This is a genomic window from Olivibacter sp. CPCC 100613, from assembly GCF_036959255.1.
Classification (GTDB): Bacteria; Bacteroidota; Bacteroidia; order Sphingobacteriales; family Sphingobacteriaceae; genus Olivibacter.
This window is the reverse complement of sequence record NZ_JAWMTI010000004.1, coordinates 451874-476146: the sequence shown is the minus strand read 5'-3', so window position 1 is coordinate 476146 and position 24273 is coordinate 451874. Positions and strand designations below refer to the sequence as shown.

Annotated in this window: 21 protein-coding genes; 6 read left to right on the top strand and 15 right to left on the bottom strand. The window is 41.7% G+C overall.

Translation table 11 applies throughout. From position 1 onward, the window contains the following. Positions 1–187: 187 nt before the first annotated feature. Positions 188–2134: a glycoside hydrolase family 97 protein gene (locus RYH73_RS16205; protein WP_335314485.1), complete on the bottom strand. Its 1947-nt coding sequence runs from the start codon at positions 2132–2134 to the stop codon at positions 188–190. 411 nt (positions 2135–2545) lie between these two features. Between RYH73_RS16205 and RYH73_RS16200 the strand changes: the two genes are divergently transcribed. Next, positions 2546–3448 carry an EamA family transporter gene (locus tag RYH73_RS16200; RefSeq protein WP_335314484.1) on the top strand — a complete coding sequence of 301 codons (903 nt, stop codon included), beginning with the start codon at positions 2546–2548 and terminating at the stop codon, positions 3446–3448. 76 nt (positions 3449–3524) lie between these two features. Here RYH73_RS16200 and RYH73_RS16195 read toward each other — a convergent pair whose 3' ends face one another. The 5 genes from RYH73_RS16195 to RYH73_RS16175 all read right to left on the bottom strand — a co-directional run bounded on the left by RYH73_RS16195 (position 3525) and on the right by RYH73_RS16175 (position 7967). Continuing rightward, a complete protein-coding gene (locus RYH73_RS16195; RefSeq protein ID WP_335314483.1) occupies positions 3525–5798 on the bottom strand; it encodes a multicopper oxidase domain-containing protein in 2274 nt (757 codons plus the stop codon). Between the two features lie 26 nt (positions 5799–5824). Then, on the bottom strand, positions 5825–6298 hold the full coding sequence (locus RYH73_RS16190; RefSeq protein ID WP_335314482.1) for a heme-binding domain-containing protein: 474 nt from the start codon (positions 6296–6298) through the stop codon (positions 5825–5827). A 139-nt stretch (positions 6299–6437) separates the two neighbouring features. Next, positions 6438–7064 (bottom strand): DUF3347 domain-containing protein, encoded by a 627-nt coding sequence (locus RYH73_RS16185; protein WP_335314481.1) that lies wholly within the window; start codon positions 7062–7064, stop codon positions 6438–6440. A gap of 7 nt (positions 7065–7071) precedes the next feature. After that, entirely contained in the window at positions 7072–7467 is a 396-nt protein-coding gene (locus tag RYH73_RS16180) for a heavy-metal-associated domain-containing protein (protein WP_335314480.1), read from the bottom strand. Between the two features lie 98 nt (positions 7468–7565). Continuing rightward, on the bottom strand, positions 7566–7967 hold the full coding sequence (locus RYH73_RS16175; protein ID WP_442946102.1) for an HYC_CC_PP family protein: 402 nt from the start codon (positions 7965–7967) through the stop codon (positions 7566–7568). Positions 7968–8221: 254 nt separating this feature from the next. On the opposite strand from RYH73_RS16175, the gene RYH73_RS16170 reads away from it, so the two are divergent. Beyond that, complete coding sequence (locus RYH73_RS16170) at positions 8222–8413, top strand: cold-shock protein (protein WP_335314478.1); 192 nt, start codon at positions 8222–8224, stop codon at positions 8411–8413. A gap of 63 nt (positions 8414–8476) precedes the next feature. On the opposite strand, the gene RYH73_RS16165 is transcribed toward RYH73_RS16170, so the two are convergent. The 9 genes from RYH73_RS16165 to RYH73_RS16125 all read right to left on the bottom strand — a co-directional run bounded on the left by RYH73_RS16165 (position 8477) and on the right by RYH73_RS16125 (position 16859). After that, on the bottom strand, positions 8477–9502 hold the full coding sequence (locus RYH73_RS16165) for a fatty acid desaturase (protein ID WP_335314477.1): 1026 nt from the start codon (positions 9500–9502) through the stop codon (positions 8477–8479). Between the two features lie 86 nt (positions 9503–9588). Continuing rightward, positions 9589–10434 carry a hypothetical protein gene (locus RYH73_RS16160; protein ID WP_335314476.1) on the bottom strand — a complete coding sequence of 282 codons (846 nt, stop codon included), beginning with the start codon at positions 10432–10434 and terminating at the stop codon, positions 9589–9591. A gap of 104 nt (positions 10435–10538) precedes the next feature. Continuing rightward, entirely contained in the window at positions 10539–11681 is a 1143-nt protein-coding gene (locus RYH73_RS16155; protein ID WP_335314475.1) for an NAD(P)-binding domain-containing protein, read from the bottom strand. Positions 11682–11693: 12 nt separating this feature from the next. After that, positions 11694–12716 carry an LLM class flavin-dependent oxidoreductase gene (locus tag RYH73_RS16150; protein ID WP_335314474.1) on the bottom strand — a complete coding sequence of 341 codons (1023 nt, stop codon included), beginning with the start codon at positions 12714–12716 and terminating at the stop codon, positions 11694–11696. Between the two features lie 313 nt (positions 12717–13029). After that, positions 13030–13965: a transporter gene (locus RYH73_RS16145; RefSeq protein ID WP_335314473.1), complete on the bottom strand. Its 936-nt coding sequence runs from the start codon at positions 13963–13965 to the stop codon at positions 13030–13032. A 6-nt stretch (positions 13966–13971) separates the two neighbouring features. Then, positions 13972–15045 (bottom strand): cytochrome-c peroxidase, encoded by a 1074-nt coding sequence (locus RYH73_RS16140; protein ID WP_335314472.1) that lies wholly within the window; start codon positions 15043–15045, stop codon positions 13972–13974. Between the two features lie 8 nt (positions 15046–15053). Continuing rightward, a complete protein-coding gene (locus tag RYH73_RS16135; RefSeq protein ID WP_335314471.1) occupies positions 15054–15932 on the bottom strand; it encodes an MbnP family protein in 879 nt (292 codons plus the stop codon). Positions 15933–16144: 212 nt separating this feature from the next. Further along, positions 16145–16519, bottom strand: a complete 375-nt coding sequence (locus RYH73_RS16130; RefSeq protein WP_335314470.1) for a hypothetical protein — start codon at positions 16517–16519, stop codon at positions 16145–16147. A 109-nt stretch (positions 16520–16628) separates the two neighbouring features. Then, complete coding sequence (locus RYH73_RS16125) at positions 16629–16859, bottom strand: hypothetical protein (protein ID WP_335314469.1); 231 nt, start codon at positions 16857–16859, stop codon at positions 16629–16631. Positions 16860–17164: 305 nt separating this feature from the next. Here RYH73_RS16125 and RYH73_RS16120 point away from each other — a divergent pair, with 305 nt between their 5' ends. The 4 genes from RYH73_RS16120 (at position 17165) to RYH73_RS16105 (ending at position 24268) form a co-directional block, all read left to right on the top strand. After that, a complete protein-coding gene (locus RYH73_RS16120; protein WP_335314468.1) occupies positions 17165–18190 on the top strand; it encodes a LacI family DNA-binding transcriptional regulator in 1026 nt (341 codons plus the stop codon). Between the two features lie 157 nt (positions 18191–18347). Continuing rightward, complete coding sequence (locus RYH73_RS16115; RefSeq protein ID WP_335314467.1) at positions 18348–21467, top strand: SusC/RagA family TonB-linked outer membrane protein; 3120 nt, start codon at positions 18348–18350, stop codon at positions 21465–21467. 17 nt (positions 21468–21484) lie between these two features. Further along, positions 21485–23062 carry a RagB/SusD family nutrient uptake outer membrane protein gene (locus RYH73_RS16110; RefSeq protein ID WP_335314466.1) on the top strand — a complete coding sequence of 526 codons (1578 nt, stop codon included), beginning with the start codon at positions 21485–21487 and terminating at the stop codon, positions 23060–23062. A 48-nt stretch (positions 23063–23110) separates the two neighbouring features. Next, positions 23111–24268, top strand: a complete 1158-nt coding sequence (locus tag RYH73_RS16105) for a glycoside hydrolase family 130 protein (protein ID WP_335314465.1) — start codon at positions 23111–23113, stop codon at positions 24266–24268. Positions 24269–24273: the final 5 nt, after the last annotated feature.

The window sequence follows — 24273 nt, the reverse complement described above, 5'->3', positions numbered from 1 at the left end:
CGAATATACAAAAAAATAAAATAGAGAAATCCTTCTTAACCTAATTATTTATGAATCAACACCTTGTAATCAAAAAAGAATAAATAACACCTCTAACTTCAACGCTAAGCTGGATCAAAAGATAGTTTTGATCTATCAGTTTAATTAAGCGTAGGCAACCTGAATTAACCTATCGTATACTTAAGAACTACAGTTCCACCACTGCCACGAATCCCCCATAAGGCAGTACATTGACCTTTAGCAGTTCGCCGAGCCGTTGTTCTATTTCGGTAAAGGACTGTCTATCGTTACCGTCCATTAAAAATTTAATAGACTTATTGCCTGTAATGAATGGTAATGCAAAAGAAAAGGATCGCTTTTCCTTTTTACCATTAATCCCCCCAATATACCATGTATTTCCTTTTCGTCTAGCCATAATCACAAAATCACCCGGGAAACCATCAACAAGCTTTGTTTCTTCCCATGCAGTAGGAACCCTTTTCAAAAAATTCTTTGGCCCGCTTGGCAATGCGTCATAAACCTCCTGTTTATCAGCAAAATTCTGCACACCTGATTCAAAAATGACCGCTAAGGCAAGTTGATGGGCAAAGCTGGTTCTATTGAATGCTTCTACGCCTTGCCGAATTTTATTCGAAAAGGTAACAGGTGTGTAATCCATAGAGCCTACCACATTACGCGTAAAAGGGATTGTAGCATTATGAGTAGGTGCTTGGTCACAACTTTCTTGCCTACCAAAACCCTCCGCCCCTTTTATCGCTTCGGTTGTCATCAAGTTGGGATATGTACGTTCAAGTCCACGAGGCAAGGTAGCACCATGAAAGTTTACCATAATTCGGTACTGAGCAGCATCTTCCAATATTTCTTTATAACGTTTTACAACTCCCTGCTTATCCGAATCGAAAAAATCAACTTTAATGCCGCGAACACCAATACGTTGCAGGCGGGCGAGCTCGGCTCTCCGTGCCGGTCTGTCACTCATTAGATTCCGATAGTTGATGGTATCTGTAGACTGACCTGAACCTGAATGATACCAAAGCCAAACCCCCACATTTTTTGATGTAGCGTATCGAACAAGCTCTTCCATGGTTCCTCCTTGCATAAGTTGCCACCCTGCATCAATAAGCGTATATTCCCAACCCATCTCCGCCGAAAAATCGACGTATTGCTTTTGTATAGTGAAATCTTTCGGAGAGGCCCCGTTTGACCACCAACTCCAACTTGAACGTCCCGGCTGTATCCATGATTCGTTTGCTATGGAACTTTTAAGATTCAAGTGCTGCACCAGGTTTGTCTCTACAATATCCGATAAGGCACTTCCTATAACAATAACACGCCAAGGTGTTGCCCATGGTAATGTGGCGGTAGGTTCGACATTATCTGAAAGAACAACCTCTTCTTTTTCAGGAAAACGGATGCTATAAAGCCCTTCTTTGGTACTTTGCAGATGTGTAGCACCGTATGTTCCATCCAAAACGGCCTCCGTTATCATTACCCAGGCATGGTCAATTTGCATGAGCATGGGATATGCCCAGCCTTTCGGGTTAGGCGCATCGGTACCGATCGAAATATTACGTTGACAATATTGTTCATAACTGGGTTTTAGACGGCTATTCCAATCATAGGGATGTATCCAGGCCCTTCCCTTAGGGGATAATTTAAACCCTGTATGTTCTCGTAATACTTTATATAATCTATTATCTGTTTCAGAAAATTTATACCGGAAGGCTATTCCATCATCATAAGCCCGCCAAATAAGCTGTACTTCTTTACCATTCTCATTACGGAATGTTAGGATTTGTTCGTTTGCATGGTTACGACACATTAGCCGTTTTCCTGATTTCAGCAGATATTGCTCATCGATAACAATAGGATCTGTACTCGAAACGGGAGTTAACCCTGTAGTGAATTGTTGATCCTCGCGATCAATTCCTAATGGTGAAGGTTGTAAGATCTCTTTTTCATCTAGATACACAGCATACAACAAGCTAGTACCTCCCTTTACTTGCTTTTGACCACTGAATAACTTTACCGATATCCGTCCATTAGGCGAATCCAATTTCCATTCCCTCTTTTGACTGAAACACATATGAAACAAGATAAGGAGCAGGAAGGTGATCATGTAAATTCTCATCATATTAGGTATTGTTGGTTTTAGTTTATAATTAAATCGCTCCAAATATCCACAACAACAGGCGTTCAGATGGAGTAGATTTTGGTCAAATAAGTGGAAAAAATGAGTTTGGAGAAATTTATGATCATCACTTAGCTTTAAGCGCTTCCAACATGAATAGTGGAGAATCTTTCATACCATTTGCAAAAAGAATACCTCGGAATTTTTATTATCTTTACCGCACTGGAAAATTTATGCTATGTATAAGCCATTCGCTTCAAATACTCCCCCGCCGGTAGCCTAAGGCTAAACAACCGGATTTTTGTCATACCTCACGTTTCCGTGAAGGTGAATCTTTTTATATCTTCAGGTGATCATTCAAGGTTGTTGAGCCATTAATTGACTATTAATTCAATAATTGTTAACCATCTTGAAATGAGAAATTTTAAATATATCCTAATGGTTCTAATAGGCGGAACCCTATACGGTACGATGTCCTCGTTCGTCAAACTATTCTATTTACGGGGGTATCATGCCGCCGAACTATCTTTTTCACAGGCACTCTTAGCAGCAATATTCTTGGGGATTATCTTATTGCTTTCTCGCCGAAGGGGCCGAGTTAATCTATCAGGAAGTGAAATTATTCCCCTGTTGGCAACAGGTGGAACAATTGGCCTCACCAATTTTTTGTACTATCAATCGATAAGCTATATTTCCGCATCCCTAGCCATTGTATTACTCATGCAATTTACCTGGTTCAGTCTATTGTTGGAATGGGCTTTGTTTTCGAAAAAACCGAACAAACCGGAATTTCTAACCGCGGTTTTGATTCTCATAGGCACGGTCATGGCCGGGAATCTTCTTGGCTGGAAAACGCGTTCATTCTCTTGGATCGGAATAGCATTCGCCCTTTGTTCTTCCTTGACCTATGCAATCTATATTGTAGCGAATAGCAGGATCGGTGAACAGGTCAGCTGGCTACCAAAAAGCACGCTGATCATGGCGGGTTCTGCAATGACCATTTTCATCATCAATGCAAAAAGCATATCGACAGGTGATTATTTCGGTCCAGAGTTTCTACTCATGGCCGTTTTTCTTGCCGTAATAGGAACCACCATTCCAACCGCACTTTTTGCAGCAGGTATCCCGAAAATTGGGGCAGGTGTCAGTGCGATTCTGATGACTATCGAACTTCCTGTTGCTGCCTTGTGTGCAAATATTGTTCTACACGAACAGTTAGACGCAATTCAGCTAACAGGAATATGGATTATGCTTGCTGCGATAGCAAGTATGAACTATTACAAATTAAAAAAAACGAAACAATCATGTGCTATATAAGCGAAATCAAACAAACTACTTACACAGAATGTAGGCCCGTACGGCAGAAAAAGGGCTATGCTGTTTTCGTAGACACTCAAAACCTTACCAATAAGCCTCCGCCCCAACGGTACCTGGAATCATAACCGGCCGAGATAGAAATTTTTTTTGCAAGCATATATTCAAGATCCAAATGGTATTCTTTATCTGTATTAGCACGCCAGTTAAAGAACATCCGTGGAAGTAGCCATTGTTCACCTTCTAGCTCAGCTCTAACTCGCCCTTTCATGTTCACACTTATGTCTGCTTCAATAAAAAATGGCAGTGTATACCTGAACCCAAGTACAGGCAACTCATAATCTTGTTCAAAAGTTTGCCTCCCGTTAAATACATTATAATATTTTTGTTGTAAGCCTCGGAATCCGATATAAGGTCTTAACCAATCGCTCAGATACCGTTCATATGACACTTCTGCCTCATACTGACCATCATAATTTGCATTCCCTTCTAGACGAAAAGCATTTCGGGAATTGAAATAGTTTACCTGCAGTTCGCTCATATGACTTTTAGCGGCAAGACTTCCGTAAAAAAACCACTGTCGATCTTCCTTAAAGAGATTCTTCAAAGGGGCAGCAACCAGTGCCGTATCGCGTTCACTTCCTTCATAGTGGACAATACGCGCCATTCCGCTCATCATGTGGTATAAAATATGACAATGGAAGAACCAATCTTTATCCTCATCTGCAGCAAACTCAATGGTTACACTAGTCATCGGCGGTACATCTAAGGTGTGTTTAAGAGGAGAATAGTCGCCATGCTTATTCAGAACTCTGAAGAAATGTCCATGTAAATGCATTGGATGATTCATCATCGTGGTATTCTCCAAGGTAAACCGAACCACTTCCCCCTTTTTTACCTTAATCATATCGGCTTCCGATAACACCTTTTTATTGATCGACCACACATAGCGATACATATTACCTGTGAGTGTAAGATGATAATTCTTTTTTGGTCTCGAGGGATCAAAAGTAGTCTTCTCCAAGGCCTTCAGCATGTCGTAATTGAATAAGACTTTGTGTTTTTGTGAAGCGTCCTTTTCCATTTCATCATCCATCTTCATATCGTGACCCGAATGCGGATTGTCAACCATGCTTCCTTTATCCATTCCTTCCACGTTCCCGTTTTCCATTGCCCCATGATCCATCCTCTTCATCTTCATTCGTCCTGGAAAGTTTACAGTCATGTCCCTCATCATTTTGTCCATATTCCATACATCAGGTTTGGAAACATCACTTGTCATTAACTTCTCACCAGAACCGATAAAAACGGAAGTGGAACCCGAAACATCCTGAGGAGTAGCTCGTAATTCATAAGAACTATTAGCGGGTACGGTAACGAGGAAATCGTAGGTTTCTGCCGTTCCGATCAATATCCTATCAATCGAAATAGGTCTAACATCGAGACCGTCTGCCGCTACGAGCTGCATTTTTCCTCCGGCATAATTCAGATAAAAATAAGTAGAAGAGGAGCCATTGATTACCCGTAACCTCAGGCGTTCACCCGGCTTATATTGCGATAGATCAATGGAGCGCTTACCATTAACCAGGAAAGCATCGTAATAGACATCGGATAGATCCATCGCAGGCATTCTTGTCCAAGCACTTTTTACTCTTTGCAGATAAGAACCATGCGAAATTAATTTATCAAGACTTTGAGCATAACCCTTTTTTATGGTATACCATTCACTTGCAGGATCATTACGTCGAAGAGTACGGTGAACTTCGGAAGGGTTTTCGTTCGTCCAGTCTGACAATAGTAGAACCACGTCGTGATCAACCGGATGTGTCTCCTTTTTGGGATGTATTAAAATAGAACCGTACAACCCACGCTGTTCCTGTAACATTGTATGAGAGTGATACCAGTAAGTACCGCTCTGCTTTAAAGGGAAGACGAATTTCCGAACAGCTCCTGGTTTTATGGGGGGAGTGGTAAGATAAGGAACGCCGTCTTCGATATTGGGCAGTAACAGTCCATGCCAATGTGTAGAGGTTTCGTGATGATGCAGCAGGTTATGAACATAAATAACAGCAGTATCACCCTCGATAAACTCAAGCGTTGGTGCCGGAATCTGCCCGTTTACTGCAATTGCCGATACTTTCTTATCGTTTGCGTAATTGACAATTGTATCGCTCACGTAAAGATGATAGGTCACCGTTTTTCCTTGATCTCGAGATCTATCCATTTTTGGAGATAGCGAATGATCAACTTCATTTTTGTTAGGATGTATATGCTGTGCCAAAGCCACTGGAGCAAACACAAATAGGAAAGCTAACAAGGCTATCATGGTAGCGCGAAGATGTTCAAGTTCCATAATAAAGTGTCTATTGGATTTATATTCTACAGTTTATTAGCAATCTTGTTTCTCAAATCTTTCGACCAGTTAATTAAAAGGTTAATTTCCTCTTTGGTCAATCGAGCATCGCGATGGATGAATGCATATGATCGTAGTGGCATAGTACCATCCTTTAATTGATTTTCCACTGACCGCAACTTGTTATATTGCTTTTTAACTGAGTATGAACCGAATTCATCAAAATTAAGCGCCTCTTTCCCTTGCAAGATATGACCTTCCATAAATTTAGCAAAAGGTTGTATATTACTATACCAGGGATAATCAGTATGATTACTGTGACAATCAAAACAGGTCGCTCGCAATACCGCGTTTACCTCTTTTGGCACATCATATATCTTTGTCAGAGCCCCGGTATCTCCAACGGAATTAGTGCGCGCAGTTCGGAGAATAAACTGGAATGCTATTCCTGTTAATAAAACACCTCCTACTACCGCCCATTTTCTCTTTATATCTACCATATTTACTCAAAAAAGTGCAACCTCTTTCTGACAAGACTCGCGCTAACCTGGTTTAAACAGATCAAATTTTATCCAATTACCCCATTGCTATTGACTTGGATCGGGATTCATAAATTTTCAGACGATAATTGATCTTAAACTAATCAATCACTTCCTTTACAGACCCGCATTTAAGCATTTTGCTTCCGAAATACGGGTTTCTTATTTCATTGGTTTCAGTTAGCCACATAGCACCCTCATTGTCTTTTGCCATTGGGCAATGAGCATGGTAAAGTGTTCTACCTGCTCCGAAGCCTTTAACAAGAGCATATACATCCTCGCTCATCATTATGAAGTGCTCGCGTTGATGTTTAATGTTGCCGACATTTTCTCCAATGTGTTCTGCATGCTCTCTGAGGTCAGCTTCATTTTCATCATACAAAGCCGCTTGCTCGGCAGTCAGCCTAGATTTATCTACCTGGCCCATAGTGGCCACCATTGCTTCACCCCCACTTGCTGCTTCTTTATCATCATCATTAGATAGCGCCGTTTTTACATGGATATAATGATCAACGATTTGCTTGATGGTCGAACTCGTTTTTGGATCAACACCGGTAAAGCTGGCCTTGATTTCCGTGATGGTTGCAGTTTTCGTAGCTGCTTGGGACTCTTCGTCTTCGATGATTTCCGTACTTTGATGATCAACACCCTTCTTTTCCGGCTTTGAATTACATGCTGTGAAAATGATGAACGTCATGATCATCAAACTGAAAATTAACTTTTTCATTTTTCAATTAATTTATCTGTGAGTGATTATCTTGTTGTTTTTGTTGATGAGCTTCGTGTTCATCCCGAATAGCATCTTTACGAACATATTGGCAACATTCGGGCAATTCGTTATATATCTTATCCGGCGCAGCGACATCCCGTGTATCGTGCCCTGCCCTCGCAATTTGCTTCTGCACATCCGCCGCAGAGACTTTATCGGCATTGAATGCCAGCGTCATCATTTTTGTTTCCACATTCCAACTTGCACTTTTTACACCTTCAACATTAGCGGCTTTTTCAATACGTTTTTTGCACATTTCGCAATTACCGTAAACTTTAAAAGATGTGCTTTTTTCTTGACCGTACACAGCGGTCCCCATGATAGCCATAATAGCTAATGGCATTAACCTGAAAGATTTCATAATAAGAAGATTAAATGTTAAAAATCGTAACCGAGGACCTATAGTAAGGTCATACTGTTCGAGTCTCAGATGAGATCAACGAATGAAGAGAAATTATATTAAATTCGGAAAATTTGGTTGGTAAGGTATAAGCGTGTCCTGATTGCCAGTGGAGGCGAATTATTTGCAGGATGCTCTTCTACTACCATTGGGATAAACAGCCGATACGAGAGATCGTTCGGGGTCTTCGGTAACAGAAAACTAATTTTTTGAAATGCCAAAAAAGTATTCTCAGAATTCTTATGAACTTTATCCAGTTTTACCTGTTTATGTTTATCCTTACAGCAATCATCTTTCTTTTTCGTCTTTCCGCTCATACCACATATTTCACAGACATCATTTTGCCCGTGCCATAGGGATGTTTCTACTAGCCTTTCCATGCAATAATGTAAATGCATAGTAAAACCGGTAGATGTACCGAGATAGAAAAAGGTTAATATGATAAGTAATATCTTTTTCACTGCAGCACAAACTAAATAAAAAGTTCGTGCAAAAAATTACATAATTCCAGTATTATTTTATAGAATCTTCAGGATTCGTTCAATAAAAGGCAAATGAACAGTTCTTATCAAGCTGTGGAAGATCAATTACATAGGCAAAAGCAACTTTCTGATCTGCGCTCCCTTCTATTTTATTATCGCATAAAAACTTGCATAACAAATATTTATGTATACCTTTATAGCGACAGTTTATTTTTTTATTTAATTTAAATGCCATGCAAGAAGGCGTAGTAAAATTTTTCAACGAAACTAAAGGTTTCGGCTTCATCACCCCAACAGATGGTGGACGTGAGATTTTCGTTCACTCATCAGGTCTGAAAGACCGTATTCGGGAAAATGATAATGTATCTTTTGAGGTACAACAGGGACAAAAAGGTCTCAATGCAGTAAATGTTAAGTTGATCTAAATCATTTTCCATATATTGTGGTAGCCAGCCGTCTCTGAAGAGAGACGGCTTTTTTATTGAAACCTATGATATATTATCTTTACTATACCGGTACCGCTTTAAGAAAGCGGGTTTTGCATCATGGTAAGAGGTGATACCGCCTATCAAATGGAGCAGTTTAATATAGTACCAAGCAAAATCAATTTGGTGTTTTAAAAAACCGGACCGGGCGCTATTGGGATATAAATGATGATTATTATGCCATTCTCCAGCCACTATACCCGGCCATACCTGATTAATGGACATATCATTTTCATTGAGATCATAACCCTGTTTCCGTTTATCCTCCCCCTTTCCATGCCCCTCATAGTTAAATGTCCGTACACCGATAGCCCAAAAAGCGGCGGCACCGAATAAAGTACAGGCCAGTGCATGACCACCGATCAGATAGGCAATGGTATACCAAGCTGTCCAATTCAATAAACATAACCATAAAGCCCGTGCGGGATGTATAATGGAACCCCATTTCTGATAAGCCGTGTAGCTATTTGCAACGATACCGGTATGAGCTATAAGCTGTATCGTCCGTTTATATTCTTCGGGTGTTAAGTCTTTGGCAATAGGCTGGTGATTTACGTCTGCTAAAAAGCAATATAGAAAACCTCCCTTTGCATTATAAGGATCTCCCGGTTGATCCGATTTGGCATGATGAACGTGATGTGATATGGCATATATCTCTTCAGGAACCATACTGATGGTAAGATTTTGTGTGAGTATCCTCCAAAAACCATTCTTGAAACGATAAGCCTTGTGCGTACAGTAGCGGTGATGCCATATCGTTCCATGTGTCCCCATAATGACCATACTATATATAAAAGCGATTATCAGCAACCAGATTGTAAAATATTTAAATAGGAAAAGAAACAATAAAGGCAATAGTATGATTACCCTTAGCCAGCTGAAAAGAGGTAACCAGTTCTTTTTCGACTGAAAGATGTTCAAGCGCTTAAAAAATTCCCGAAAAATCTGTTTGGAAGTAGGTTGACTTAATCTCCCCCGCTGATCGGACCATCCATACGATGGCGGATCTAATACCTTGTCTAATAACATTATGTTTTAATTTCCGGGAAGGTACTCTATTTTTTCCGCTAACAATAGAACTTAACATAACTTAACATTTCGACGTACGCAGAAGGTTATTCGTGATCAGCTTTTTTAACTTCCAACACATTTGGTTTATCGATTCTTTGAAATCCAATCTTTGTAAATGGTTTGAAGACAATGGATACCTCTTGACCAGGATGAATATCTTCATCTCGTTCCCAAGTTTTGAACGTTCTGCTCCCGGTGATGTAGATCACTTCCTCACTTGAGGAATCCCCCGTATTATCCACAATATACAACACCTGACAGATCTTTCCGCTGAAATTCATAATCGGCACGGGTCGAAGCCAGGAGTCTTTTTTTGTTTTGATATAATAATAACCTGCTATAAAAGCAAGTAAGCAAAGGCCTGCAATATAGGTTGCCATTCGATATCGCTGCGGATCATTTTCATCAAAAAGTTGACCCAAAAAAAGAATGGCAACTATAAAAAAGCAGAATTTTAAACCTTCTTTAAACAACATGATACCATTTTTAGTGGGCTCAGGCATTTCCATTACATGGCCTTTTTCTAGCTTATCTTCGTGAATAAGCGCTGGATATAAGACTCGAAGGAGCAATATGCTGTCTTCTTCTTTTAACGGCAACCCTTCCAACTTTACAGAAACGCCTGTAAGAAACTCCAGACGCTCTTTCGAAAAGTGTACTGTTTGGTCTAAGGGGAACAGGACTTTTATGGAACGTCCTTCGATGATATACTCGAAAGCATCCTGCTCTAGGTATCGAACATTGCTGAGTTGCCCTGCATAAATAACTTTACGGTTCTCATGTAAAAACCAGTCCTTTTGTTCCTTATTTAAAAGATGGGCACTAAATCTTTCGATCAGGTGTTTATCCTTTTCATTTAAATAAGCGCTGTAATTAAGCTGATCTTTCATAATAATAGTAACGGCAAGAAAGCTTTCCTGATTTTATTTCCCTCTTCTCTAGGTTGGCTTCATCGGAATAAGCCAATACGCATATCAACGGATACACTTTCGGGTTATTCCTTATTCAGTCGCTCTTTATCAATCAATTGCCCTTCCTCTCCCAACGAGATAGTCCCATTGGCGAGCGTTTTCATCAATTCTCTTGCGGCTGCTCCTCCGGCACGATTGGCACCGATAGTGGAGGCAGAAGGACCATAACCTACCAAATGGATTCTCGGTTCTTTGGCAACCATAGTGGCTAACCGCCCTGTCATGCGGATTCCACCATTTTCTTCCCGAGGTAGTATAGGTTCTAAATGTGCCAGTGCGCTTCTGAAGCCTGTGTTCCATAGAATGACATCTGCTTTTTCTTCCCGTCCGTCGTCCCATTTTACACCATTGCCGGTAATTTCGCTGAACATAGGAAATCGCTTCAACACACCGCGCTTTTTCATATCTTCCACGGCCGGTGTCACGGGCAGCCCCGTTACTGAAACAACCGACAGCGGTGGCAACCCTTGTCTCACACGCTCTTCTACCAAGGCAACTGCGTCGTGTCCGGCAACATCGTCAAAAGGCCCTGCCCTAAAATCAGGGGGACGACGTGTAACCCAGGTGGTCGTAGTTACTTTCGAAATTTGATCCAGCAATTGAATAGCTGAAATACCGCCCCCCACCACAATGACATGCTTGTCCTGAAAATAAGCGGCGGACTTAAAATCTTTCGTATGCAGTTGTTCACCCTGAAAAAGTTGCATCCCTGGATATTCTGGAATATAGGGATTGCCCCAGGTACCTGTTGCGTTGATGATACCCAAAGCGGAAAATAAGGTACCCGTGGTGTCAATGTAAAACCGGTTTCCATGCAGGAAGACTTTTTCGACCTTTAGCGGTCGATATACTTGAAGGCCGAATTTCTTTTCAAATAAATCAAAATAATGCGGAACAGCTTCGTTTGCACGCACAAGCGTTTCATCGATCGCTAATGTTTCTTCAAAAGACATCCCCGGCAAATCGTGAATTTTGTTGACCGTACTCAGTGTTAACGACGGCCAACGAAATTGCCAAGCACCACCTGGCTGAGGTGCTTCGTCCAGAATGATAAAATCGCGACCAATTTTCATTCCTGACTTTTTTAAATGGTAGGCAGTAGAAAGCCCTGCCTGACCAGCCCCAATCACCGCTATCTTCGTTTTATACCGCAAGTTTTTTTCCATAGCAAAGTAGCTTTAACGCCATCCCAATCCAGGTGCCACCTGTTCCAATATGGCGGACAATACATGTACATTGTAATTGACACCCAATGTATTGGGTATCGTTAAAAGGATTGTATCCGCTTCCTGAAGGGCCTCATCTTTAGCCAATTCTTGGATAAGCTTATCTGGCTCGGCCGCATAACTTCGCCCGAAAATAGCACGTTTGTCCTTTTCGATTGTACCGAGCTTATCCGCCCGATCCGCTTCTTGTCCAAAGTAATACCAATCTTCATCGTTTACCAGGGCAAAAATAGATCGGCTCACTGAAACCCTTGGTTCTCGCTGGTGTCCGGCTTTTTTCCACGCCTCTTTGTACAATCTGATCTGCTCCGCTTGCTGCACATGAAAAGGCTTACCACCTTCGTCGTATTTCAAGGTAGAGCTTTGCAAATACATGCCATTTTCAGCTGCCCAAACGGCGGTCGCATTGGAAGCGGCCCCCCACCAAATCCGCTCCCTTAGACCTGCTGCATGGGGTTCCAGACGTAACAGTCCGGGTGGATTCGGAAACATCGGATAGGGATTAGGCTGCGCAAATCCAACGCCTTGTAATCTATTTAAAAACTCCAAAGCTTTACGACGCCCCATATCGGCATCGGTCTCCCCTTCACCCAGTTCATAACCAAAGTAGCGCCAGCCATCAATCACTTGTTCGGGTGAGCCTCGACTGATTCCCAATTGCAACCGACCACCTGAAATTAAATCGGCAGCACCCGCATCTTCCACCATATACAGTGGGTTTTCATAGCGCATATCGATGACACCTGTGCCAATCTCTATTTTGTTTGTTTTGGCGCCAATGGCTGAAAGTAAGGGGAATGGCGATGCCAGCTGAGCGGCAAAATGATGGACTCGGAAATAGGCGCCATCTAAACCGATTTCTTCGGCAGCAACAGCCAAATCAATAGACTGGAGTAACGTATCGCTTGCAGTCCGGGTACTGTAGGCGGGATGATCGGCCCAGTGTCCAAAGGATAAAAATCCTATTTTTTTCATTCGAATATATTGTTGTAAGCAATGAATCCCGGCCTATTGCAGGCAGGGGTTATACTAAAATTAGCAGGGTATTACTGCCAAATATACTCAAATATCAAGAATAGATTTGTCTCAACATCTTTTACTCAAGAAAACCGTATTGAAACAAGTAGTTCCGTTACTACACCAAGTTAATTGATAAAAATAAGTGTTGGCGATTTTTAAGAAGAACCGCCTCTTAAGAGAGACGGTCCTCATTACGATCATCTTTTGAAACCCAAAAAGTGTTCAATGATTCGCTAACGCAATGCCTTCCTTCATGTCAACGCGCGGTTCAGAATGCATAGGATATATGTGTCATCAACCGATTACCGGCATGAACCCGTTTATCCGCTAACATTTGTGTCATCGGTATCTGAAGATTGGCACCAAGTGACAATCGACCAATATTCATTTCCGCACCGACAATGGCCGATGTCAGGTTTCCTCCTGATTGACTGACGTAAAAGCGATTGTAAGACACGTCTTGTGCTGCTTTTTCATAACGTATACCAACATTCGGTGCAATCCTTACCTTTTGATGAATTAGGAATTTGTAATAAACCAATGCATTACCGGTAAATTTATTTCCATATCGATAGTCATAACGATTTGTGGTATTCAACTTATACAGTAAATTCAGGTTGAACCCAAGATCCATTAACCGAGCGTCGTAGCTAAGGTTGAAGGTAAAATCCGTACTTCCTGTACCGAGCTGGAAATTATTCGGAGCATCTGAAGAGACATTTTCTCTTTCTGAATTATCATATTTGCCGGTTGGTGCCTTTATCCCGACACCTGCCCATAAAGAATGATTGAAAAGTTTTGAATTTGTAGTTGTTACAACGCCTTCAAAAATGCGATAATAAGCCATCACCGCAATATCACCCAATCCATTCTTCTCTCCATATTCATCCATCGCACGCACTTGCCGTTGGTTGAAATTAAAAGGAACAAAGGCCATGATTCTGAGCTTCTTCCCAAAATTATAAGCACCCCAAATTTCAGCAATCTGATAGGTTTCATCCGCAGTAAGCGGTGTACGTAGTCCTCCGGGGCCAAGGTGGGTTTGCAAAGTATTGTATTGATAGCGCAAACCGATAAATCGCTTGTTAAAATCCGGCAATATGCCTAAATAATAATTACCGACCCCGCAACCACAAATATCACAAGCAATTGCAGATCCGTAACCGAAAATAATAAAAGCGACTAACAACAATGTCTTTCTCATTTGTCTCTAATTAACCACAAAGCCATCCCCCAATTCAGGTTCGGATAGCAATTGTTCCTTTATAAAAATTTCGTCGTTCAATGTGTTTAGGAAATCGAGCAGATCTTCCTTTTCCATATCCGTCATTGATACTCCCGGGGCCTCATCTTTGCGCCGAAAACCGTTGTCCAGGTTTTGAGTATTTTGCATGAATTTCCGATAATGGTCAAGCACGCCACTCAGGGTGTAAATACTTCCATCGTGCATGTAAGGTGCCGACCATCGGAGATTTCGCAAACTGGGTACCTTGAATTTGTATTTATCTGCATTGTTCAGAGTAACATTGTATCGCCCCTGATCTCCTGCAGGATTGGGTCCTAATCCATTATCATGAAAATCGGCATCTGTAAATAGGGGTTCGGTATGGCAGCGAGCACAGTTATTCTTAAAGAAAATGTAGCCACGTTGCTCCGATTCGGTGAAGGAAACATCTTTTTCCTTACGCATAACCTGATCGTACTTACTGTTGTCGCTTACAGCCATTAGCATAAATTGCGAAAGGGCCTTTGACATCTTTGCGGAAGTGATCTCGCTACTTCCGAAGGCTTTTTCAAAAAGTGTAGGGTAATCAGGGTGTGCCTGTAATTTGGCAATCACATTGGGTACTTTTTCATCCATCTCTACTGGATTTTCTATGGGTACTACTGCCAGTAGATCCAGGTTAAATACGCCACCATCCCAGAAAAAAAACTTATTCCATGCAAGGTTCATAATCGGCATAGGATTTCTTGTTCCCAAACGGTCGTCAATGCCATGACTAACATCGTGGCCATGATGCGTGAAGTTGGCCGACTGGATATGACAGCTTGCACAGGCTATGGTATTGTTCCGAGACAAACGCGGTTCATAAAACAATCGTTTTCCCAACTCAAAACCAGCTTCGGTAAGCTTATTTTCACTGAATTTGTAGCTTACCTCGGGAAAATGGGTCGGGGTAATGAAGCCCGGGAAGAGCCTCCCTACATCGGGAATTGCATCGGCCGACTTTTTACAGGCATATACCATGATCAGCAGCACCATTGATATAAAACATTTTTTCATTAGGTGTCCTATAATTGATCTTCACTGGTTACACCATTTTCGGTATGGTCATGGCTGAACATGGTAGGAAAGTTATTAGCTATGTTTTGGCTATACTCACTGAACATTACATTGGGATGTTCGGCGATACGGAAAGCATTTGGCCCATTAAATACCTTCATGAGATCAACGAACAGGTGTACATTACTGCGATATCCATTTCGTACCTGTGCGATCCCTGCCTTTGTCAAGTCGATGGTAATTGTTTTAAGATTATTTAAGGTTGGTGCATTGTAGCCACCGAATCCACCGATATGATATTTGAATTGCTTACGCCCTGTCGGATCGCCTTGCTGATCATCGGAAATAACAGCGGAATTTCCCTCTAATTTAAAAAAGATATAACCGCTGTTCCAGCCCCAATACATCCCTTGGGTTTCGTGGTCGCCTGCAGTAGGATCTAATACACCGGTCCTTTTATCGAGCCCCATGGTGCTTCTAAGACTATCTACGCCTAGGATAAAAGAGACTTGTGTATAATCTCCTTCAGGTACCTTAACTTTTGCAAAGCGCGAATTTCTGTCGTCTCCAAAAATTAAAAAATAACTTTCTTCAACTGGATCTTGAGGTACGACATATTCACTTCCATCTGTTTTTTTAACTTTAATATTACTTATGAAATATTGGATTCGCGAAATGGTAAAAGGTTCGCCCTTTGCATTGACGTAAGGTCTGGCCATATTATCAAACTGCAAACCATAATCACCTACCAGGTTATCGAATTCGATGGAGAAATCGCCCATCTTATTGCCATCAATTTCGGGTGACTCAACTTTTTTGCAGCTTACTATGGCAAATACTATTAACGCTATTAACCCGATTTTTGTCCATTTTATTTGATTGTCCATTTTTTTTAATTTTTTTAGCTAAAAATTTATTATCCGTCATCCCATTAAGAAAAGCTGTGATGACCTCCCTCTCTTTTTCTGTTATTAAAATCCGATTGTATCCTGACTTTACTCCGCGTGAACACGCAAGTGCATGCCTAGCTCACCTGTTGATCATAAGGCCATAAACCATGAACAGGGTGCGTAAGGGATCAAAAGGAAATCTTTGGGTATTAGCTTAATTTAGGGGGAAGAAGAAATTGAGGTATATAGAGATAATTGTATAGTCCTGAATAGGGAGTAAACACCGGGGATAAAATATTCGGTATCAAACTCAACAAACCGGAGAACGCTGGTAAAATCACCAGAACCTCTATTTTATTGATACGAGCTTCTTTTTTATCGTGCCGATCGTCCTGCAGCTTTTTAAGCTTTTTCATGAGAACACACTGCCCATTGCAATGCATTTCCGGTTTATTTCTATTTTCGCAAAGAACACGGGCAATAAGGTCCCTATTCAGCCCGAACCAGGTCAATACCCCCAAGTTTCCCAAGCATTGGAAGGTCAATGATAGCAATAGCAAATAAACAACGATTCTTTTCAACATGTTTCGAAATAAAACATAAGACTACTGACAAACGTTCAGCGCTCTTTAAAAAAGTATAGGCATTGTCTGGGCAATAAAACAATGCGATTAAAAAGATTATTCGAAAATGTTAAATAATCGGAGGGTGAAAAACCGCTCCAAGAGATGGGGAAAGATAGAAAGTCTTGGTTTCCGGAAAAAATGCTTTCTTTATAGCCTGCACAATAGGCCGCTTAGTCAACTTGAAATCGATCCGCTCCGAGATCAGCTGAAAATCCTTTAATTTTAGTTCGGGATTCTTATCCTCTCGCTCCTTTTCTTTCTTCAACTTACTCATCAACACACACCTGCCACTACACATCGGAGCCATTTTTGTGTTCCTATTTTCGCATAAATTTTTGGCTATATAACCCCTATTAGCATAAAAAGCCGTCATAATAAAGAGTCCTGCACAACTTTGAAGTAGTACGACAGGAATCATGAATAAGAGTGCGAGGCGTTTCAAGAGTTAATGCTACTGAAAGTATCTAAACATTGCGAATATACTGATTTAAATGGGTAAGTGGTATCCCTTTCTTCTTATTTATATTTTATTACGCCTTGCATTTATCTTCGAAATTTGAGACATTCGCTCAATCCTTTATCCAATAAGGCCCAAAATGCGATATGGCGGAGAAAAAACCCTCGATTAACGATATAGCAAAACATCTAAAAGTTGCCAAATCTACGGTATCCTTTATCATTAACGGAAAAGCAGAGGCCCACAGAATCAGTAAAGAGCAAGAACAGCGCGTGCTGAACTATGTGAAAGAAATCGGTTTTAAGCCGAATTATATGGCACAAAGCCTTGCAACGGGAAAATCAAATAGTATCGGCCTAATCGTAGAAAATATCGGTGATTCTTTTTTCGGACCTATTGCGTTGATGATTGAAGAGCAAGCGAAAAAAAGTGGGTACCGGATCATTTACAGCAGTACATTGGGCGATACGGAAGCGGCACTTTCCGTTTTACAATTATTCCGCGACACCAAGGTTGATGGTTTTATCATTGCCCCTCCCCTTCATATGGAAGAAGAAATCAAAAAGGTCATGGATGACGGGGTGCCCATCGTTATTTTTGATCGAATGCTGGATAATGTAGCGACGGATTACATTGGCACCAACAATCGAGCGATGGTGGTTGAGGCCTGTGAACATTTTCTAGAGCAGGGCTTTAAGGAGATTGCTTTCATTTCCTTAGCCTCTTCTCAAAGTCAAATGCAGGAACGCCTCGACGGCTATATCAATTGCATGAGAACACATAATCGATTGCCGATTGTACTAGAGGTCCCTTATAGCGAGCAGCGTGATCAACGGAAGCAACGAATGATCGATTTCTTACAGGACAATCCTCAGGTAGACGCGCTTTTCTTTGCAACGAATTACCTATGCATCAGTGGTTTGGAAGCCATTCGAGAAATAGGAAAAAAAATACCCGACGAGATCGGTATTATCGTATTCGATGAACATGACTTATTCCGGTTATTTACACCCTCCATTACCTCTATTATCCAACCATTAGCGCATTTAAGCAAAGCCATTATTGATACGTTATTAAACCGGATCAATGGCATTCCCGCCGATCCATCCGGTCTCCACCAAGTTTTTCCTTCTAAATTAGTAATCAGAGAATCCAGCATCAACAAAAAATAGTCGAAAACGCCCTTGCTAAACTGGTTTTTTTAATTTAGTTTTGTCACATCATTCGGAACTGACCTTTTTTTTAGCTAATCAGAAAAACCGGTTTTCCATATTTATGTTACAATCGCGTATTGTGCTCATTAAATTATGATTAACACCTAACTAAAAAATGATGAAAAGTAGAAACTTATGTTTAAAACTGTGCTTGGTTGTTTTTCCTAGCGTACTACTTCCCGCGTTCACGAGCGGCGCTGAAGGAAAATGGGCGCTAATTGGGGAAATGGGGCAACAAACGGGCATTAAAGGAAGTGTATTAGACGCTACCGGACAACCCCTACCTGGGGCAACCGTTCGTATTAAAGACGGGGAGGGCATTACCTCAACCGACGCGAACGGCCGATTCAATTTAGCCGCAAAGGATGGGCAAATCTTATTAATTTCCTTTACAGGCTACCTATCCAAAGAAGTGGCTGTTATCGGAAATGCAGATCTTAGCATCACCTTATTAGAGGATGCTGCTGCATTGGATGAAGTTGTCGTTGTGGGTTATTCTACCCAGCGACGATCGTCCGTTACCGGGGCTGTTGCTTCTGTTAATATGACCGATTTGGAGACACGACGTGTACCTAATGTTGCCCAGTCTTTACAGGGGCAGGTAGCTGGGGTACAAATTACGCAAAGCAGTGGTGCACCAGGCGACGGCATTAATGTAAGAATACGCGGAGAAGGCACCATTGGCAATAATAACCCTTTATATGTCATAGACGGTGTACCTTCCCGAGACATTACTTTTTTGAATCCTTCCGACATTGAATCCATGTCCGTATTAAAAGATGCGTCGGCCGCAGCCATCTATGGATCTCGGGCATCCGCCGGTGTAGTGGTTATCACAACAAAGCAAGGTAAGGTTGGACAAAAAGCATTCAATATTAATTACTTTGGTGGCCTCCAACAGGTAGCTAATTTACCTAAACTGCTGAATACGCCGCAATATCTAAATGTATTGGAAAAAGCATGGAACAACTCGGGGATTACCGGCGAGAACCCGTATACGCTAGATAAGTCACGCACCGATCTTGCGAATACGGATTGGCTTGATGAGTTGTTTGAAACCGGGAAAACCAATAGCGTTGAATTATCGGCTAGCGGCGGCAACGAAAAAACACAATACCTGATTTCGGGTGGTTACTACCGGCAAAATGGTATCGTCATTTTCGACAATGATCAATATGAAAGAATTAATTTCCGGGTAAATGTAAACAGCGCCCTGTCGGATCGTTTTAAAATAGGTACGAATATGCAGATGGCTTATTCTAAACGTGATCAGATTTCGGCGAAAGGTGATGCACCCGGCATCATTCGGCACGCATTATTGAGGCCACCTTTATTAAGTGTTTACAAAGATCCATCCGATCCAACTTGGTCTGCTGCGGATCCATTTACAGATTTGCCATTTTATAGGAACAATCAAGCAAATACAGGCTATGAAAGTAATAAATATGAATATACGCGCAACCCGGTAGCGGCGGCCTATTTTACAGATAATGTATTTTCACAGATTAAAACTTTTGGAAATGTATTTGGTGAATATGCACTTCTAGCAGATAAATCGCTCAAATTCCGAACGAATGTTGGTATCGATCTGAATGTAAATCACACCAAGGCCTTCTTTGAAAATTACGGTGATGATGATGGAAGTGCCAGCCCCAACGATTTAGGAAAAGGGCGTATTAATCGCCCAGATGGGCTGAATGAAGATCGCGGAACAGATTTTACCTTGACTTGGAACAATGTTTTGTCTTATGATAAGATGTTCGGTTCCCATCATATCAGCGCCTTAGCCGGGACGGAATATATTAAAAACAACGCTTCATCAATTAACGGCTCTCGCAGACGTTATGATTATACACTGCCTACATTCCGGTACCTCGATTATGGCAGCACGCTACTGGATTTATGGAACGGTGGCTCAGGATCGGAATATTCGCTATTCAGTATTTTTGGTTCAGCGACCTATGAGTATGAAGGAAAGTATATGATAACGGCTAATCTGCGGGCAGATGAATCTTCTCGCTTCGGTGAAAATCATCGATGGGGCTATTTTCCATCCGTCTCGGTAGGTTGGGCCATGGGCAAGGAACAATTTATGCAAGCTATAAGTTGGATTAGTGATCTCCGTTTACGGGCCAGTACGGGTACATTAGGAAATCAAGAAATCGATAATTATGCATATTTAACGTTAATGAAGCGAGTGGGCGAAAACTACCTGATTGACCGCTATGGTAATCCCGACCTAAAATGGGAAACAACGGTGCAACACAATATCGGTTTGGATGCTTCGTTCTTTGACGATCATGTTTCATTGACCGCTGATTATTTTATCAAGGATACCCGGGACATTTTACTGCCGATTTCCCTTCCAAGCTTAGTTGGAAATGTACAACCGACCATTGTAAATGCAGGGCAAGTGAAAAATAAAGGTTTTGAGTTCTCTTTGGGTTATCGAAATACGACTGAAAATGGATTCCGTTACGGGTTAAATGCGAATTTAGCCACCTTATCCAATGAAGTTGTGAAGTTACATCCAAATGTACCCTATATCAGCGGCACGGCCACACGAACCCAAGTAGGCAATCCATTGAACGCTTATTTTGGTTATCTCGTGGAGGGAATTTACCAAAATCAGCAAGAAGTAAACACGCATTTATCCGGTGTAGAGAATCCGACGCAAAAACCTGGAGATATCCGTTTTAAAGATTTAAATGGAGATGGAATGATTAATGATCAGGATCGGGACTTTATGGGCAACCCGATCCCTAAATTAACCTATGGTCTAAATCTTTCAGCTGCCTATAAAGGTTTTGACCTAGCAGTTTTGATCCAGGGAGTGCAAGGGGTTGATCGTTATAACGACGGAAGAAAGATTTTAGATTTCGATACACGCCCATTTAACTATACCACCGATGTACTGGGGGCCTGGGATGGTGAAGGCACCAGCAACACGATTCCTCGTTTGACCTTTAACGACAACGGCAGTAGCCGGGTTTCAACCATTGTATTAGAGGATGCTTCTTACGCTCGTTTAAAAAATGTGGAATTAGGTTACTCATTCGGTTCTTTAATCAAAAATACCAAAGCATTTAAAAATATGCGGGTGTATGTTTCCGGACAGAATTTAATAACCTTAACAGATTATAAAGGTTTAGATCCCGAATCGACCGATTTAATTGATATGGGAACGTATCCAGCATCTAGGACGTTCTTATTTGGTATCAATGTAACGTTTTAACTTAAGCAAGAAGGAATATGAAATCTACATATATTGCATATGCAAAAAGAAGCGCATCATTTCCGCCTACCATAGGCCGACAAGCGCCATCATCTTTAAAACGATTTATTAAGGTGAAAATATTTATCTATAGCAGTTTATTGGGCCTCTGTTTATTGCTGGCTTCCTGCAATATGGAAAAAGATCCCATCGGTTTACTCACCCCCGATCAAATAAGTGATAGTCCTTCCGAAGCTACTCTTAAATCGGCCGTGAACAGTGCTTATGAACCTTTAAGAAATACAACAGGTTTTTTGGGTGACGGTAGCTGGGATAAAGGCTTATTTATTCGTCCCGATTTTGTCATCGAAGATATTGCAGCTGGTGACATGAATAAAAAATGGGCCTCCGATGGAGATCAGGCCTGGATGGATGAAGTTGGCCGCTTTTCGTTCACCGCGGAAAACCCTGCCTTTAATGGCCTATGGACTTATGCCTTTGAAGGCATATCCCGATCAAACCTGGCGATTGATAAACTCAGTAATCCAACTATTGTTCAACAAGCCAATATGGATGCAGACTTGGCGAACCGTATGCTCGGGGAGGTCTTATTTTTAAGGGCTTATTTTTATTTTGAGTTGGTGACAAATTTTGGGGATGTACCCTTATTAACGAAACCATTGACAGATTTTGATGAGGCCTATGAAGTTGCTGTACGTGTGCCAAAGGAACAGATCTGGCAACAGATAAATACCGATCTGCAACAAGCAGAACAATTGCTCCCAGACACAAAATATGCGTCTGAAGAGGAACCTTGGCGGGTTGCATTGGGCACGGTGCTCGCTTTAGAAGCTAAAGTGGCCCTGTTTAATGAACAATGGCAGGATGTGCTGCTTAAAATCGACGCGCTGCAGCAAAAAGGGTACTTTAGTTTGAACAGTAATTATTTTGATAGTTTTGACAATAGCAAGAAATTCAAAGATCAAGAGGTTGTTTTCGCTTATAATCATACACAAGGCACCTTACCAAAAAATGGTAATGGAATTGGTTCACTCTTAGGCTGGGGGTTTATTGCGCCTACAGATGATTTTGTTGCATCTTTCGAAGCAAATGATCCGCGTTTGGACTATACGGTAGACCGCGAGAACAGATTGGTTTATAAGCTCATGGGCGAATTAAACGCGGCCAACAGAGGTAATGGCGATTCTCCTGCCAATAAGATTTTAATTCGCTGGGCAGACATCCTCCTCTGGAAATCAGAAGCTTACCTAGAAACCGGAGATTACCCGCAGGCCATTCGTCTAATCAATGAAGTACGTGCGCGCGCGCGCAATACCCCGACCGTAAGCGGTGGAAAAGCGCCTACAGGAACATTATCTGACCGTAATACGCAGGTTTCAGATCCAGCATTAATAAGGACATGGCTGATGCAGGAAAGAAGAACTGAATTGGGTTTTGAAAGCCATCGATTCAGTGATTTAAGAAGATGGCAGACTGCAGAAGAAGTACTGCGTGCTATGGGCAAAAATTTCAACAGCCGTAATTATCTCTATCCTGTACCGCAGCGGGAGATCGATTTATCCGGAGGAACGATTAGTCAAAATGTAGGGTATTAACATGAATAATTAAGAAAATTAAGTATCCATTTAAAAATGTTATCACATATGAATAGAAGATTTTTGCAGAAAGTACTCGTTATAGCAATCGCTCTTTCCAGCGTGATTCAGGTACAGGCCCAATCCAAAAAAAATAAGCTTCCGGATTGGGCCCTTGGTGGTTTCGTACGACCAACAGGTGTCAACCCTGTTATCTCCCCACGGGAAAACACGCGATTTAGGGACCCCATGAGTGGGAAAGACGTGGCCTGGGAATCGAACGACACGTTTAATCCGGCAGCTACCGTAAAGGATGGCAAGATCGTGGTTTTATACAGAGCCGAGGATAAATCCGGGGTGCAGATTGGCCATCGCACCTCTCGACTCGGATATGCAGTAAGTACTGACGGTACGTCCTTTACGCGTCAGGAAACACCTGTTTTTTATCCAGGAGCTGACGAACAGAAGGATTTTGAATGGCCGGGAGGAACAGAAGACCCACGTGTTGCAGTAACAGAGGATGGCCTGTATGTCATGTTTTATACGCAATGGAATAGGAAAATCGCCCGTTTGGGAGTGGCTACCTCAAAAGATTTAGTCCATTGGCAGAAACATGGGCAAATTTTCTCCAAAGCAAAAAATGCCGCCTTAGTACTTGATAAATTTCATAAATCTGCCTCCATTGTTACACAGGTAAAAAACGGCAAGCAGGTAATTGCCAAAGTGAATGGCAAATATTGGATGTATTGGGGCGAAAACGGCGTCTATGGCGCTACCTCAGACAACCTAATCGATTGGGAGCCGATAACCGACAAGCAGGGTGTCTTAAAGGCATTTATATCACCGAGAGCAGGTTATTTTGATAGTGACTTAACCGAATGCGGCCCTCCCGCTGTTCTAACCGAGCACGGTATTTTGCTTTTATACAATGGCAAAAACAATCCAAAGAATGGAGATGGCCGCTTCAATAAAGGAACCTACAGCGCTGGTCAAGTCTTGTTTGATCGTAATGATCCGACAAAGGTTATTGACCGATTGGATGTGCCCTTTTTAAGACCCATGGAATCCTTTGAAAAAAGCGGTCAATATAAAGATGGGACGGTATTCATCGAGGGCTTGGTATATTTTCAAGAAAAATGGTACCTGTATTATGGTTGTGCAGATTCGAAGGTAGGTGTAGCCGTTTATGATCCAGCTCGTCCAGGAGAAGCGGATCCACTACCTTAACAATG

Excerpts from the sequence above, each read along its gene's own strand:
- RYH73_RS16205 (WP_335314485.1), bottom strand. The coding sequence starts at position 2,134 with ATGATGAGAATTTACATGATCACCTTCCTGCTCCTTATCTTGTTTCAT.
- RYH73_RS16200 (WP_335314484.1), top strand. The coding sequence starts at position 2,546 with ATGAGAAATTTTAAATATATCCTAATGGTTCTAATAGGCGGAACCCTA.
- RYH73_RS16195 (WP_335314483.1), bottom strand. The coding sequence starts at position 5,798 with ATGGAACTTGAACATCTTCGCGCTACCATGATAGCCTTGTTAGCTTTC.
- RYH73_RS16190 (WP_335314482.1), bottom strand. The coding sequence starts at position 6,298 with ATGGTAGATATAAAGAGAAAATGGGCGGTAGTAGGAGGTGTTTTATTA.
- RYH73_RS16185 (WP_335314481.1), bottom strand. The coding sequence starts at position 7,064 with ATGAAAAAGTTAATTTTCAGTTTGATGATCATGACGTTCATCATTTTC.
- RYH73_RS16180 (WP_335314480.1), bottom strand. The coding sequence starts at position 7,467 with ATGAAATCTTTCAGGTTAATGCCATTAGCTATTATGGCTATCATGGGG.
- RYH73_RS16170 (WP_335314478.1), top strand. The coding sequence starts at position 8,222 with ATGCAAGAAGGCGTAGTAAAATTTTTCAACGAAACTAAAGGTTTCGGC.
- RYH73_RS16165 (WP_335314477.1), bottom strand. The coding sequence starts at position 9,502 with ATGTTATTAGACAAGGTATTAGATCCGCCATCGTATGGATGGTCCGAT.
- RYH73_RS16160 (WP_335314476.1), bottom strand. The coding sequence starts at position 10,434 with ATGAAAGATCAGCTTAATTACAGCGCTTATTTAAATGAAAAGGATAAA.
- RYH73_RS16155 (WP_335314475.1), bottom strand. The coding sequence starts at position 11,681 with ATGGAAAAAAACTTGCGGTATAAAACGAAGATAGCGGTGATTGGGGCT.
- RYH73_RS16150 (WP_335314474.1), bottom strand. The coding sequence starts at position 12,716 with ATGAAAAAAATAGGATTTTTATCCTTTGGACACTGGGCCGATCATCCC.
- RYH73_RS16145 (WP_335314473.1), bottom strand. The coding sequence starts at position 13,965 with ATGAGAAAGACATTGTTGTTAGTCGCTTTTATTATTTTCGGTTACGGA.
- RYH73_RS16140 (WP_335314472.1), bottom strand. The coding sequence starts at position 15,045 with ATGAAAAAATGTTTTATATCAATGGTGCTGCTGATCATGGTATATGCC.
- RYH73_RS16135 (WP_335314471.1), bottom strand. The coding sequence starts at position 15,932 with ATGGACAATCAAATAAAATGGACAAAAATCGGGTTAATAGCGTTAATA.
- RYH73_RS16130 (WP_335314470.1), bottom strand. The coding sequence starts at position 16,519 with ATGTTGAAAAGAATCGTTGTTTATTTGCTATTGCTATCATTGACCTTC.
- RYH73_RS16125 (WP_335314469.1), bottom strand. The coding sequence starts at position 16,859 with ATGTGTAGTGGCAGGTGTGTGTTGATGAGTAAGTTGAAGAAAGAAAAG.
- RYH73_RS16120 (WP_335314468.1), top strand. The coding sequence starts at position 17,165 with ATGGCGGAGAAAAAACCCTCGATTAACGATATAGCAAAACATCTAAAA.
- RYH73_RS16115 (WP_335314467.1), top strand. The coding sequence starts at position 18,348 with ATGATGAAAAGTAGAAACTTATGTTTAAAACTGTGCTTGGTTGTTTTT.
- RYH73_RS16110 (WP_335314466.1), top strand. The coding sequence starts at position 21,485 with ATGAAATCTACATATATTGCATATGCAAAAAGAAGCGCATCATTTCCG.
- RYH73_RS16105 (WP_335314465.1), top strand. The coding sequence starts at position 23,111 with ATGAATAGAAGATTTTTGCAGAAAGTACTCGTTATAGCAATCGCTCTT.